Here is a 13424-nt window from a genome sequence, read left to right on the forward strand (position 1 = left end):
CCCGGGCCGCCCACCAGCTTATCAAGTAGGCCGCGCACCCGCCACAGCCAGTCTACCTTGTACCAGCCCCGCTCGCCCCCAATGCTCCACACATTTTGCAGCACCTCCTGGAGGGGGCGGGTAAAGCGCAGGGTTTGGCGGTCGGTGAGCAAGCCGTACTGCGGAATCTGGATGTGGTCCATGTAGTTGCGGGGCATCACGCCACTACTCAGAGCGTCGCTCCAACTGCTGAGCACTTCGTTCTGCTCAATGCGCTGAAACGCCAGCTCCACGGCGGCCTGGTAGCCCATGCACGCGTGCGGTACCACTGCGGCAATACTGCGGGCAGGGTCCATTACCGTGTCGTTGCGCAGGCTTTCCACTAGGCTTTGGGCCAAGGAAAAGGTGGTGCTGGTAACCAAATACAGCCACCACGACGACAGGCGGGGCGTGAGCACTGGCACCGTCACAATGTAGCGGCGGTAGCCCCGCACAGCGGCTAGTTGCAGCAGCATCTGGCGGTAGGTAAGCACATCAGGGCCACCAACATCAAAGGAACAGCCCAGCGCAGCCGGGTTGTCCAGCACGGCCGTGAGGTAGTGCATCACGTCGCGGATGCCGATGGGTTGGCAGCGCGAGTTCAGCCAGCGCGGTGTCACCATCACGGGCAACTTTTCCACTAGGTCGCGGATAATCTCAAAGGAAGCCGACCCCGACCCAATGATGATGCTGGCGCGCAGTACCGTGAGGGCCGCCGTTTGGGCTTCTTCCAGCACAGCCTCTACTGCCCGGCGGGAGCGAAGGTGGGTGCTCAGGGCCCGGTCGTTGGCAATGCCCGATAGGTAGATGACTTGGCGGGCGGTAGTGCGGTTGAGGTAGGTAGTAAAGTGCCGGGCCGATTCCTGCTCCGAGCGGTAGAAGTTTTTGTCGTGCCCACTCATGGAGTGCACCAAATAGTACGCCGCCTCAATGTCGAGCGGTAGGGCGGCCAATGAATCGGGCTTGAGCAGGTCGCCGGCGGCTACGGTCACGCGAGAAACCAGAGCAGCAGGCAGCTCGAAGCGGCGCGGGTCGCGCACGAGGCACACTACCTCGTGACCCATTTCTACCAGTAGTGGCAGCAGGCGCTGACCGATATAGCCGGTGGCGCCGGTAAGGAGAATTTTCATGGCAGCAGACGAGGTGGGTACGCCACATGTAACCAGTGAGTGCCAGGTTAGTTGCTGACTATGAGTAAGTTTTGAGTTGTGTAGTGCGGCCTTAGGCGAGGGGTAGCGCCTGACCTACGCAGCATGCCTAGGCTCAGCCGTGTTCCTAAGAGACTAGGTGCCGCTATTCCGGCACCCTGCCTGGGCCAAACCTTACTTCGGCCTAGCTTTGTGGCTAACTTTGCTCCCCGTTTCACCCTGCTAGCTGCGCTGCCCCTTATGCCTTTTCCCATGACTTCCCGCCGCTGGCTCTGGCTTTTTCTTCTAGGATTGAGCGCGGCATTTTTGCTGAACTTAGGTAGCTGGGGTCCGCTGGAAAGCAGTGAAGCCCGCTACTCGGAAATTGGGCGTGAGATGCTAGTCGGCCAGGACTGGCTGCACCCCCGCTTGCTAGGCATCTATCACTTCCACAAGCCCCCACTCACGTATTGGCTTACTGCGGCCGGTCTGGGCCTGTTCGGCAAAACTACCATGGGCGTACGCTTGCTGCCCGTGTTGGCCGTGCTGCTGCAAGTAGTGCTCATGTATGGGCTTGGGCTGCTGCTATTTCAGCAAGACCGAGCCCGGGCGCTGGCCGCGGCCGTTATCTATGGCACGCTGCCAGTGGTGCTTATCTCGGCCCTCAACGTCACCACCGACGCTTACTTGGCCACGCTAGAGTTGGCCGCTGCGTACGGTATTCTGCGCTACTACGCGGGAGGCGGGGCCCGGTGGCTATACCTATTTTGGGTAGGGCTGGGGCTAGCTTTCCTCACCAAAGGCCCCGTAGGCTTTGTGTTGCCCCTGATGGCGGTAGTTGGGCACTACTTCAAAGAGGGGCAAATCAGGCGGCCTTTTACGGGGCATCATTGGCTGGGCCTGGGGTTATTTCTGGTGGTAGGCCTCAGCTGGTATAGCTACCTGGTAGCCGAAAATTCGGCCTTTCTGCGCTATTTCTTGTTTGAGCACACCGTGGAGCGCTTTGCCAACGCCGCCACCTTCAACCGAGCTAAGCCCTGGTGGTTTTACCTCGTGCTGGCTCCCGCTACTAGCTTGCCCTGGGCCATAGCGCTGGTTGTACGGGCCATCAAAACGCCTTGGAGTACGGTGCCTCGGCCGTGGCAAAATGTGCTGATTTTCTGGGTGCTGGTGCCGCTGCTGTTCTTTTCACTGTCCAAATCCAAGCTCTTGCTGTACGTGCTGCCCATATTTCCTGGGGTAGTGCTGCTCACGGTGTACTACCTGGGGCGCTGCACCGAAGCCGCACTGCATCGGTGGTACGTGGGCATTGTGGCCTTTTATGGGTTGCTGCTCGGCTTACTTTGCGTGCTGCCCATCTTCACTACGGTAGTTGACCTGGGCTTTGAGGTCAAGCCCATTACAACGGTGTGGCCCGCCGCCGGAGTGCTGGTACTGGTGTTGCTACTCACGCTCTGGAACCAAGTGCGCATTGCGCCCCGCCTGTTGGTCGCCACGGTGGTGTTTACAGTGACATTGCTGCTCACGGCCAAGCCCATTATGCAGCAAAATGAGCTGGCATTCAACGGCAGCAGGCCACTAGCCGAGTTCATCCGCGCTAAGCAACTGCAAACCCGCCAAGTGCTGGTGTACAACGAGTTGCTGCCATCCTTGGCCTTCGAGCTGGAGAAGCTACCCGTTTCTTTGCACGACGGTAACTCTAGCCTGCAGCGGGAAACCCAGTTTGAGCGCAATGACACCTGGCGCCGGAACCTGATTTACCTGCAAGACGCCCGGCAGGAGCCTTACCTCGGTAGCTTGCTGCTACAACACCCCGTGTTGCTCGTGAAGGGCGAACTGCGCCCGGAACGCCAGTGGATGCTGCGCTACTTCAGCCAGCAGCAAAAATTAGGAAAGTGGACGGTTTGGTGGTAGCCGTACCCCTAGCACAAAAAAGGCCAGGCAATACGCCTAGCCTTTTTTATTGTTGATTCTCAGAAACGGCTATTGGTAGACCGCAGCGGCCTTTTCCCGCAGATTGTAGCCCGAAGACATTACCTCGCCGTAGGCCCCAGCCGAACGAATGGCAATCAGGTCGCCGCGCTTGGTTTCGGCTAGGAGAGTGCCCTTCGCAAACGTATCCGACGACTCACAAATAGGGCCTACGATATCGTAGGGTAGCGCCACGCCCTGGCTGCTCAGGTTCTGGATGTGGTGGTGACTACCGTACAGTGCCGGGCGAATCAGCTCCGTCATGCCCGCATCAAGAATGGCGAACCGCACTTGCTGACTTTCTTTCACGTAAAGCACCCGGCTTACCAAGGTGCCGCACTGCGCTACCACCGCCCGGCCCAACTCCACGTGCACCTGCTGGCCTGGGCGACGAGCTAGGTGCTGCGTAAACATGCCAAAGTAGGCGGCAAAATCGGGGATGGGCTGCGCATCGGGGTCTTGGTAGTTGATGCCCAGGCCGCCGCCCACATTGAGGTGGGGTAGCTGGTGGCCACGGCCTTCCAGCCAGCTCTGCAATTCATTGAGCTTGGCGCTCAGCTCCGCAAACACGTGCAGCTCCGTAATCTGCGAGCCAATGTGGGCGTGCAGGCCTACCAGCTCAAGGTGCGGCAAGCTATCCAGGCTATCTACCACACCGGCCAGGTCTTGCAGGCTGATGCCGAACTTATTGGCATCCAGACCCGTGGTAATGTGGGGGTGGGTATGCGCATCCACGTTAGGGTTGATGCGCAGGGCCACGCGCGCCCGGCGGCCCTGGCCCCCCGCTAGTTCGTTTAGCACTTGCAACTCCGGCACCGATTCGGCATTAAAGCAGAAGATGTCAGCGGCCAGGGCCAGGTTGATTTCTGCATCAGACTTGCCAACCCCCGCAAACACGATGTGGTCGGGCGCGAACCCCGCTTCCAACGCGCGTTGCACTTCCCCACCACTCACGCAGTCGGCCCCCAGGCCGTGGGCTTTGATGCGGGCCAAAATAGGCAGGTTGAAATTTGCTTTCAGGGCGTAGTGCACCTGAAAATTGCCCGGTTGGGCGGCCGCTTGCAAAGCCGTCAGGGTCTGATCTAGCAGGGCAAGGTCGTAGTAGTAAAAAGGGGTAGGCTGGGTTGCCAGCTGCCCAGGAAGTTGAAAAGTCATGACAACAGTCGGGTGACGAAAACAAACGCTAGCACGCTAGCTGCCCTGCGCACAACGTGAGGCGGGGTTGGAAGTGAATACTATGGGACTACCGCTGAAACAAGCCAGCATTGAGGGCCTTGAGGGCACTCATTTTATCGTTGGTGTGCACCAGAATACTGATGTTGTTAGGCGAGCCACCGTAGCTAATCATGCGCACTGGAATGTCGCGCAGGGCGGCAAACGCTTGGTTAGCGGCTCCGTGGGCGTCGTGCTCCAGGTTGCCCACCAGGCAGATAATGCTCTGGTTTTCGTCTACCTCCACCGTGCCGAAGCGGCGTAGCTCCTCCAAAATCTGGGGTAGGCGGGTAGCATCGTCGATAGTAAGCGATACGGCTACTTCCGAAGTTGTAATCATGTCGATGGACGTACGGTACCGCTCAAACACCTCAAATAGGGTGCGCAGGAAACCGTGGGCCAGTAGCATACGGCTCGACTTCACGTTGATGGCCGTAATACCGTCTTTCGCCGCAACGGCCTTGATGGCTTCGGCGCCAGTTTTAGCCGAAATAAGGGTGCCGGGTGCGTCGGGCTGCATGGTGTTGAGCAGGCGCACTGGAATGCCGTGCTGGCGGGCGGGGAGCACCGAACTGGGGTGTAGAATCTTAGCCCCGAAGTAGGCTAACTCCGCGGCCTCGTCGAACGACAGCTCCCGGATGGGGTAGGTGCCCTCCACTACGCGCGGGTCATTGTTGTGCAAGCCGTCAATGTCCGTCCAGATCTGGATTTCGGAAGCATCGGCAGCAGCCCCAATCAGGGAAGCCGAATAGTCAGAACCCCCGCGCTTTAGGTTGTCGATGTGGCCTTGGGCACTGCGGCAGATGTAGCCCTGGGTAATAAATAGCGACTGCGCAGCGTGCGGAGCCAGCGTAGTAGCCAGGTGTTCCCGAATGAAAGCCGCATCCGGCTCCTCGTCTTGGTCGAGGCGCATAAAGTCCAGCGCTGGCAGTAGCACCGCCGACCGGCCCAGCACGCGGGTGTAGTAGCGGTGGAAGAGCAGGGTGCTGAGCAGCTCACCCTGGGCTAGAATTACCCGTTCCCCATCGGCAGAAAGCGGCGCGTGCGTCAGTTCCCGCACTGCTTCAAACCGCTGATCGAGGTCTTGAATGGCTTCCGTGGCTACGGCCGGGTCGGGGAGCAGCTCGCTGGCTACCTGGTGGTAGCGCTGGCGCAGGGCTTCAATGCTGGCCGTGGCCGCAGCGGTGTCGCCGGCGTACAGCAGGCGGCCAATTTCCACCAACGCATTGGTAGTGCCCGACATAGCGAGAGTACCACAATGCGGCGCTCCTGCGGGGCATGAATCAGCTCTGCTACTTCGCGCATGCGTTGCGCCGACCCGACGGACGTGCCGCCAAACTTTAAAACTTTCATAAACGGTGAAAAACGGGAGGTAAGTGGCGGTGAAAAGCCCAAGAGGTTGCGGGCGAAAGCAAGTAAGGGTAAAAAAAAAAGCGCCGATCCTGGGAGGACCGGCGCTTACATTCATATTCGGGTACGACGAACAGGTGCGACGGTCAGATCGGGTTACGTTTCTTCGATTTCTTGACCATCAGCAGGCCCGCGGACGAGCCCGCCATGTGCTTGCTACCCTTGCTTACCAGTACGCACACGCCTACTGGGCTGGCAACAGCCAGCGCTAGGCGAGAGGTACATACGGTAGTAGCAAGAGTCATATGTTCGGGCAATGGACCGGTGCCAAACGAGGCGGCGGCATCCATTTGCGGCCGCAAGTAAAGCGTTTTCGTGGCAAAGACCAGCGGCTCAGGCAAAATTTTCCCGTAGCGGCCTTGCATAAGCGTAGGGTTTTCATGCCCTTATCAAACTACTAGGGGGTAAAGAATAGCTCTGCCCATCGAAGTAGCAAAGGCACTCTTTACCCCCGGGTAGAGCAATAATTTCCTGCTCAGGACGGCCTACTTGCTAAAGCGGCGCGTTAGTATTTCGCCCTTGCTGGTTTGAATTTGCAACAAGTACATGCCGGCTTTCAGTGCCGATACATTGACGGTAGAAGATTGCAGTGCTCCGGTGCCCACGGTCTTGCCACTGGCATCTAAAATCTGGTAGTGGCTACCCGTTAGGCTGCCGGCTGCCTCCACGCGCAGCTGGTCGGTTGCGGGATTTGGGTACAGCTTTAAGTCAGCGGAGACTTGGGCATCAGTAGAGGCCAGGGCCGTGCGGGCCGCAGTTTTGGTGATGCGAATCCAGTTGAGGTTCCAGCCGCCGGTTTGGGCGAATACCCCGAAATTGTAGGTGCCCGCATTGATGCTCACCGTCTTAGAAACCGTAGTCCAGTTTTGCCAACCGCCCGTAGCTGGAATGGTCGTATTTCCCAACTGGATAGAGCCCGCATTCAGGTCCGAAGAAAGCGTACCACCGGATGGGCTAGCCACGCGGTAGTCAATGGTGTAGGTGCCGGAGGTAGGAAACGTAACGTTGCTATACGCCATCCAATCACCCTGGTCAATGTAGGCCACGTTCTGCCCGCCACCAGTATCGGAAGTGGTTTCCAGTTGTACTCCGTTCATTGAGCTGTAGCTTTCGGCCTGAATGGTTGTGCTGGAGGTGGTAGGAGGCGGCGAGGAAGTAAGCTGGTATACCCGCACGTAGTCTACGTACATGGTGGCCGGTAGCTTGCTTTCATCCACGGTTTGGCCGGGCCAGTTGCCCGCCACGGCCAGGTTCAGTAGCAGAAAGAAAGGGCGCTGAAACTCCTCCGTGTTGCCGGTGCCGTTGGCAATATTGATTTCGTGGTACTTGGTGCCATCCACAAACCAGCGAATAGCGCTGGCGTTCCACTCCACGGTATATACATGGTAGTCCTGGGGTGTCGTAATGATATTGCCCCCGTACTCGGCGTGGCCATTGCTGTCCCAGTGTACCGTGCCGTACACTTTGTTTTCGGCGTTGATGTGCTCCATGACATCAATTTCGCCGCAGGCAGGCCAACTGACGGTGTTGATGTTGGCGCCCAGCATCCAGAAGGCAGGCCACAGCCCTTGACCCAACGGAAGCTTCATGCGGGCCTCTATTTTGCCGTATTTAAACTCCCGGGTACCCTGGGTTTTCATGCGGGCGGAGGTGTAGGGCATGCCGCCCACGGTTTCTCGCTTAGCCGTGATGAGCAGGTTGCCGTTGGCTACCGTGGCATTGGCCCGCTGGTAGTATTGCTTCTCATTGTTGCCCCAGCCGCCGCCGCCGGTTTCAAATACCCAATCGGAGCTAATGCTGCCGTTGAACTCATCGGCCCAAACCTGCTGGTAAGTTTGCGCCTCGGCTGCGGAATGACGGAGTAGCAGCAGAGCCGCCGCGCCCACAAGAGTGCGTAATGTGTTTTTCATGGTGTTTTGGTTGGTAGGAAAGAGAACAAATGGGTAGCACAAGTGAAGCCCCGTCAGGCCGTATTGAGCGGCGAGAAGAGCGGCAAGCAGTAGCGCTGCACTGCGTAATTCAAAACGTGCCTTCTCCAAATATGCAGGCGTAAGCACTGCAAATGCAAACACAAAAAGGCCTTCTACACGTAGTAGAAGGCCTTTTTAGTGCCGTCAGGCAACAGGGTTATACACTTATGTCACACCTAAAACAGCCACTAGTGGGCAACGGTGAAGGTAAGAGCTGGGTTAGGTGAGTGGGAACTCACCGGTTAAAGAACAACCCATTTTTGAGGTAAAAGCCCGAATCTTTTAGATTAGAATTTTACTATGTTCCTGGTTTTGTCTCAGGGCTAGCAAGTGAAGCTCCGGTCCTGTTACCAGCCTAGTGTGTGCCACCCCTGGTGCATAGTTTAGCTTATGGCTGCTGGGTAGCGGCTGGTTTTTGCAGCAGAGGCTGCAAGATGGCCCAAACGGTGCGAGCTACCAAGCGGTGCCCGGCAGGCGTGGGGTGAATGCCATCTGGCTGATTCAGGCGGGCTACCCCGCCCACGCCTTCCAACAGGAAAGGAATAAGAACAAGCTTGTTCTGCCGGGCCAAGTCGGCGTAGAGTTGCTTGAACTGCGTGGCGTAGTCGGCGCCTAGGTTGGGCGGTATTTGCATGCCGGCCAGCACAATTTGTGCCTGGGGGCTACGGCGGCGTACAGTGTCGATGATGGCCTGCAAGTTGCGGCGCGTGTCGGAAAGGGGGAGGCCCCGTAGGCCGTCGTTGCCGCCGAGTTCCAGCACAAACACCGCTACCGGGCGGCGCAGTACCCAGCCCACACGGCTGCGGCCACCGGCCGTAGTCTCGCCGCTAAGGCCCGCATTCTGAATGGTGTAACCCAGGCCGGCGGAATCTATCTTCTGACCTACTAAGGCGGGGAAGGCCTCCTCCGGATCGACTCCCAGGCCCGCCGTAATGCTGTTACCAAAAAACAAAATGGTTTGCTTGCCAATGGCCGGTGGGGTAGCCGGGGTACTTGGCGTGGCCGCGGTGGGAGGGGTAGTAGCCGCCGGGTCAGTCGCCGGCTGGGTGTTCGTATTGCAGCCGGTCAGTATGGTAAGTGCTAGCCAGCAGCGAAGGAAGAATGAAGCTGTTTTCATGCGGTAAGAAATCTTTTCCTGATTGGTACGTAACGGGAGAAGGTACCCGCGTGGTTGAAACGTCTAGCAAGTTGCTGTCGGCCCAACTCCCAACCTAATCTGTCTTCCGAAGGCGTGCCCTACATCAGGTGGGTAGCTTTCTCACTCTCGCTTCATGCTCAAAGTCGAAAATCTTACCAAATCCTACGCCAGTGCTGGGCGCCAGCTTACTGTGCTAGAGTCCGTCAGCTTCGAGCTGCAACCCGGCGACACCTTTTCTATTGTGGGCCCCTCGGGCAGCGGCAAAACCACCCTGCTGGGGCTGTGCGCCGGCCTTGACCGGGCTTCGTCGGGCAGCGTATGGCTCAACGGTATTCAGCTGGATACCCTCAGTGAAGATCAGCGCGCCGCGGTGCGGAACGAGTACGTAGGCTTCATTTTCCAGAATTTTCAACTACTGCCCACGCTCACGGCCCTCGAAAACGTGCTGGTACCCCTGGAGCTACGCGGTATTCAGGGCGGCGAGAAAACGGCGCAGAACCTGTTGGAGCGCGTGGGGTTGGCTGGCCGGGGCCACCATTACCCTACCCAGCTTTCCGGGGGCGAGCAGCAGCGCGTGTCCCTGGCTCGGGCTTTCGCCAACAGGCCTAAAATTCTGTTTGCCGATGAGCCCACCGGCAACCTGGATGCCGATACCAGTGCCACGGTGGTGGAGCTACTGTTTGAGCTGAACCGCGAAGCTGGTACCACGTTGGTGTTGGTGACGCATGATCTGGAGTTGGCCGCCAAGACCCAGCGGGTAGTGCGCATCAAGGGGGGCACCGTAGTATCCGATTCCTTCTCTGACCGGGCCATAACGCCTACTCCCACCTCATGAGTAGCCTTCCGAAAGCGCGGCCAGGCCTGGGGTGGCTCTGGCGCATGGCATGGCGCGACAGCCGCCGTAGTCGCTCCCGCTTATTGCTTTTTATTTCAGCTATTGTGCTGGGCATTGCGGCACTAGTGGGCATTAACGGGTTCGGCGACAACCTGGCCCGTAGCATCAACGAGCAAGCACGCGAGCTGGTGGGTGCCGATTTGGTAATCTCGTCTACCCAGCCGGTTAGGGCTGAGTTGCAGCCCACGCTGCGTGGGCTAGGGGGTACCCGCAGCAATGAGGTAGCATTTGCCTCCCTCGTGCAGTTCCCGAAAGGCAGGGGGTACGGCTGGCGCAGGTGCGGGCCCTTACGGGCGGCTTTCCGTACTACGGCACGTGGGAAGTGCAGCCGGCCGGCGCGGTGCCCCTGTTCCGGCAAGCAGCAGGACCAGGGCAGCGCCTGGCTTGGTGGATGATGCGCTTCTGGTGCAGTTCAACGCCCGTCCCGGCGACTCTATTAAGGTAGGGAAGCTCACATTTCGTATTGCCGGGCGGGTGCTCAAAACGCCGGGGCAGTCGGGCTTTAGTGCGGCCGTGGCGCCCACGGTGTTTATTCCTGGGGGGCTGCTGGCGCAAACTGGCTCGTGCAGCGCGGCAGCCGCATCCAGTACCGCACCTACTACCAGTTTGCGCCCGGCACCGATGTGGAGGCCCTTATCAAGCCTCTGGAAGCTCGCTTCGAGGAAGCAAATCTGGATACCGACACCGTAGCCAGTCGCAAAAAGCAAACCGGCCGTTCTTTTGCCGACCTCACCCGGTTTCTGAACCTAGTAGCCTTTGTAGCCCTGCTGCTCGGCTGCGTGGGGGTAGCTAGCGCGGTGAGCCTGTACGTGCGGGAAAAAGTAGCTGCGGTGGCCGTTTTGCGCTGCCTGGGCGCCAGTGGCTGGCAAGCCGTCCAGATTTATCTGCTTCAGATAGCTCTCATGGGCTTGGTAGGAGCCGTAGTGGGGGCGGGGCTGGGCACAATGGTGCAGTTACTGCTTCCCCGCGTATTTGCGGGTTTCTTGCCCGTTGCTGTGCAAGTCGCCGTATCGTGGGCGGCGGTGGTTCAGGGCATTATCACGGGAGTATTAGTGGCCATACTATTTGCCCTACTGCCCTTGCTGAGTATTCGGCGCGTATCGCCCTTGCGTACGTTGCGTGCTTCCTTTGAGGAAGATGCTACCCGGCCCGATCCGCTGCGCTTCGTGGTGTTTGGGCTGATTGCGGCCTTCATTACGGGATTTGCGTACCTGCAAACCCGCGACGCCAAACAGGCCTTGGGCTTTGCGGGTGGTTTACTGGTAGCATTTGGGGCGTTGGCCGCCTTGGGCCAGGGGCTGCGCTGGATGGTACGCCGTTACTTTCCTACCTCGTGGAGCTACGTATGGCGGCAGGGACTGGCCAACCTGTACCGCCCCAACAACCAGACCATTACGCTAGTAGTTTCTATTGGCTTGGGTGTGTTTCTGCTGGCTACCCTCTACCTATTGCAGGGCTTGCTGCTAGGCCGGGTACAGCTGGCAGCCAGCGGCGAGCAACCCAACCTGGTGCTATTTGACATTCAGCCCGGCCAACGGGTGGGCATCAGCCAGCTCCTCAAGCAGCGGCAACTGCCCATTCTTCAACAAGTTCCAGTCGTAACCATGCGACTGGCCGCCATCAACGGCCGCACCAGCGCCGACTTCCGCCAGGATACCGCTCGGGGTGGGCTCAAGCGGGCCTTTAGCCGGGAGTATCGCGTGACGTACCGCAACCAGCTTATTGCCTCCGAAAAGCTAGAAACGGGCCAGGCACCGTCCTTAGGCGCCGACGGGACGCCCCGAATTTCTATGGAAGATGGGTACTTCAAGCGCCTACGCTTAACTCTGGGCGATACCCTGACCTTCAACGTGCAAGGAGTGCCTCTAGCCACTATTGTGAGCGGCACCCGCACGGTAGACTGGTCGCGCGTGCAAACGAACTTCCTGGTTGTGTTTCCCAGTGGCGTTTTAGAAGATGCACCACAGTTTGACGCCCTCATGACCCGCGTGCCCAACAACGCCGTGCTCGGAGCTGTGCAACGAGAGTTGGTGAGCCGCTACCCCAACGTATCGGCCATTGATCTAGGCTTGATCTTACAAACCCTGGACGATATCCTGAGCAAAATTTCCTTTGTGATTCGCTTCATGGCGTTGTTTAGCATTGCTACTGGCCTTCTAGTACTGGCCAGCTCCGTGGTAGTGAGCCGCTACCAGCGCGTGCAAGAAAGCGTGCTGCTGCGCACTTTAGGAGCCAGTCGTCGGCAGATTCTGCGCATCACGCTAGTGGAATACGCTTTGCTGGGTATACTGGCGGCCGGGGCTGGGCTGGTGCTCTCCATTGGTGCCGCGTGGGCGTTGGCACGCTGGGTATTTGAAGTTCCTTTCGCCCCGTCGGTGGTGCCTTTACTACTACTGGCCTTGGGTACTACTATTCTCACCGTCCTCATTGGCCTATTCAACAGCCGTGATGTACTGACGCGCCCTCCGCTGGAGATATTGCGCGGTGAAGCGGGGTAAGGAGTACGTAAAAGTTGTTGAGGTAAGCAGAACAATTGGCTCAAGCTGGTTGAAGCATCTCTACCACGTTGTCTGTATTACTATCCACCAAGTAGTAGAGACGGTTCGATCAGCTTTGACTTCTGATTGTATGTTTTCACCTGAACGTAGCTGTCCGGTTGCGTTGGGGAAGTGCGCCCGCTTATCTTGTGTTACTCTAGTAGCCTGCTGGTAGTATGCAACGCCCCGGCTCGTCGGCATCTCCAGTACTGTGCGGAATAAAGAGGCGGGTTTTCATAGTTGTTAGGTATGAACAAGATCCAAGGAAAATGTCGGCTGGGGCGGCAGGGAATAGGCTACTGGTTTGGTATGCTGCTGACACTCAGTATGGCGTCCTGCTCAGCGGCCAAGCCGGGTTTGGTACCTCAGGCAGGGCCATCGGTAGCTGTTGATAAAGCGTTGTACCGCACCATCGCCCGTCAGGATAGTGCCATGTTTGAAGCATTTAACCGCCACGATCTAACTCAACTCCAAACCTTCTTCGCTGAGGACCTGGAGTTCTACCACGACAAAGGCGGCCTGGCTGACTTTCAGCAAACCATGCAAGGCTTCCAATCTCTGTTTGACCAGAACAAAACGACCGGCCTGAACCGCCAGCTCGTGCCTGGCACGCTGGAAGTCTACCCGATCAGCGGCTACGGCGCCGTGGAAACCTACCAACACCGCTTCTGCCACGTCGAGAACGGCAAAGACGACTGCGGTACCTTCAAAAACATGATGGTGTGGCGCCTACGCGACGGGCAGTGGAAAGTGACGCGGGTAGTAAGCTACGGGCATTGAGAGGCTACTATTGCCTACCGATAGAAGAGCTAAGATGTCTCAGTCCTTAATAAGCAATGCTAGATGGGCAAGGCTTATTACTACGATGGTTGAGAACTGCCCACTACTTCTGGAGTGTAAGGTTAAACTAACCTGAGCGAATGCTGGCTTGGAGCGTCGGTTCGTCATTGTCGAGCACATAGGTATACTTTTGATTGCTACGCTGCCACCATGAAAGCTATGGTCACAGGTGAGCTTAGGGACTAGTATCTATATTACAATCCTACATCTGCGTGAATACATAAACCGGGATATACCCAAGGAAGAGAGACTTGCTAAAACCATTTAGCATTACCTTGCTATCCTCAACCGCCTTTCCAGAAGCTA

General features: G+C 58.0%; 10 protein-coding genes and 1 pseudogene. 5 read left to right on the forward strand and 6 right to left on the reverse strand.

All coding sequences use genetic code 11. The annotated features are described in order from the left end of the window. Positions 1-1148 (reverse strand): NAD(P)H-binding protein (locus VI25_RS17465; protein WP_055562698.1); only part of this gene is annotated, 1148 nt, incomplete at its 3' end. Positions 1149-1418: 270 nt separating this feature from the next. On the opposite strand from VI25_RS17465, the gene VI25_RS17470 reads away from it, so the two are divergent. Further along, entirely contained in the window at positions 1419-3059 is a 1641-nt protein-coding gene (locus VI25_RS17470; protein WP_161806968.1) for an ArnT family glycosyltransferase, read from the forward strand. Positions 3060-3128: 69 nt separating this feature from the next. Here VI25_RS17470 and lysA read toward each other — a convergent pair whose 3' ends face one another. From lysA to VI25_RS17495, 5 genes and pseudogenes are all read right to left on the reverse strand, one after another. Continuing rightward, entirely contained in the window at positions 3129-4271 is a 1143-nt protein-coding gene (gene lysA, locus VI25_RS17475) for a diaminopimelate decarboxylase (protein ID WP_045690088.1), read from the reverse strand. Between the two features lie 88 nt (positions 4272-4359). Next, positions 4360-5681: pseudogene (locus tag VI25_RS17480) on the reverse strand (aspartate kinase). Positions 5682-5824: 143 nt separating this feature from the next. Next, the gene (locus VI25_RS17485; RefSeq protein ID WP_045690087.1) at positions 5825-6103 is read right to left on the reverse strand and encodes a hypothetical protein; all 279 of its coding nucleotides are present in this window, start codon (positions 6101-6103) and stop codon (positions 5825-5827) included. 120 nt (positions 6104-6223) lie between these two features. Then, the gene (locus VI25_RS17490) at positions 6224-7648 is read right to left on the reverse strand and encodes a carbohydrate-binding protein (protein ID WP_052695527.1); all 1425 of its coding nucleotides are present in this window, start codon (positions 7646-7648) and stop codon (positions 6224-6226) included. Positions 7649-8096: 448 nt separating this feature from the next. Next, positions 8097-8825 (reverse strand): arylesterase, encoded by a 729-nt coding sequence (locus VI25_RS17495; protein ID WP_045690086.1) that lies wholly within the window; start codon positions 8823-8825, stop codon positions 8097-8099. 154 nt (positions 8826-8979) lie between these two features. Here VI25_RS17495 and VI25_RS17500 point away from each other — a divergent pair, with 154 nt between their 5' ends. From VI25_RS17500 to VI25_RS17510, 4 genes are all read left to right on the forward strand, one after another. Beyond that, entirely contained in the window at positions 8980-9681 is a 702-nt protein-coding gene (locus VI25_RS17500; protein ID WP_045690085.1) for an ABC transporter ATP-binding protein, read from the forward strand. Further along, positions 9678-10136 carry a hypothetical protein gene (locus tag VI25_RS28605; protein ID WP_316934355.1) on the forward strand — a complete coding sequence of 153 codons (459 nt, stop codon included), beginning with the start codon at positions 9678-9680 and terminating at the stop codon, positions 10134-10136. The genes VI25_RS17500 and VI25_RS28605 overlap by 4 nt, the downstream gene beginning before the upstream one ends. Before the next feature lie 168 nt (positions 10137-10304). Next, on the forward strand, positions 10305-12239 hold the full coding sequence (locus VI25_RS17505; protein ID WP_316934356.1) for an ABC transporter permease: 1935 nt from the start codon (positions 10305-10307) through the stop codon (positions 12237-12239). Positions 12240-12527: 288 nt separating this feature from the next. Next, positions 12528-13058, forward strand: coding sequence for a nuclear transport factor 2 family protein (locus VI25_RS17510; protein ID WP_082455640.1), 531 nt, complete (start codon positions 12528-12530; stop codon positions 13056-13058). Positions 13059-13424 lie beyond the last annotated feature (366 nt).

This window comes from Hymenobacter sp. AT01-02, from assembly GCF_000961955.2.
GTDB classification, from domain to species: domain Bacteria; phylum Bacteroidota; class Bacteroidia; order Cytophagales; family Hymenobacteraceae; genus Hymenobacter; species Hymenobacter mucosus.

Bases quoted from the DNA above. Each gene is read 5' to 3' on its own strand.
- VI25_RS17490 (WP_052695527.1), bottom strand. From the start codon at position 7,648: ATGAAAAACACATTACGCACTCTTGTGGGCGCGGCGGCTCTGCTGCTA.
- VI25_RS28605 (WP_316934355.1), top strand. From the start codon at position 9,678: ATGAGTAGCCTTCCGAAAGCGCGGCCAGGCCTGGGGTGGCTCTGGCGC.
- VI25_RS17470 (WP_161806968.1), top strand. From the start codon at position 1,419: ATGACTTCCCGCCGCTGGCTCTGGCTTTTTCTTCTAGGATTGAGCGCG.
- lysA (WP_045690088.1), bottom strand. From the start codon at position 4,271: ATGACTTTTCAACTTCCTGGGCAGCTGGCAACCCAGCCTACCCCTTTT.
- VI25_RS17495 (WP_045690086.1), bottom strand. From the start codon at position 8,825: ATGAAAACAGCTTCATTCTTCCTTCGCTGCTGGCTAGCACTTACCATA.
- VI25_RS17485 (WP_045690087.1), bottom strand. From the start codon at position 6,103: ATGCAAGGCCGCTACGGGAAAATTTTGCCTGAGCCGCTGGTCTTTGCC.
- VI25_RS17500 (WP_045690085.1), top strand. From the start codon at position 8,980: ATGCTCAAAGTCGAAAATCTTACCAAATCCTACGCCAGTGCTGGGCGC.
- VI25_RS17510 (WP_082455640.1), top strand. From the start codon at position 12,528: ATGAACAAGATCCAAGGAAAATGTCGGCTGGGGCGGCAGGGAATAGGC.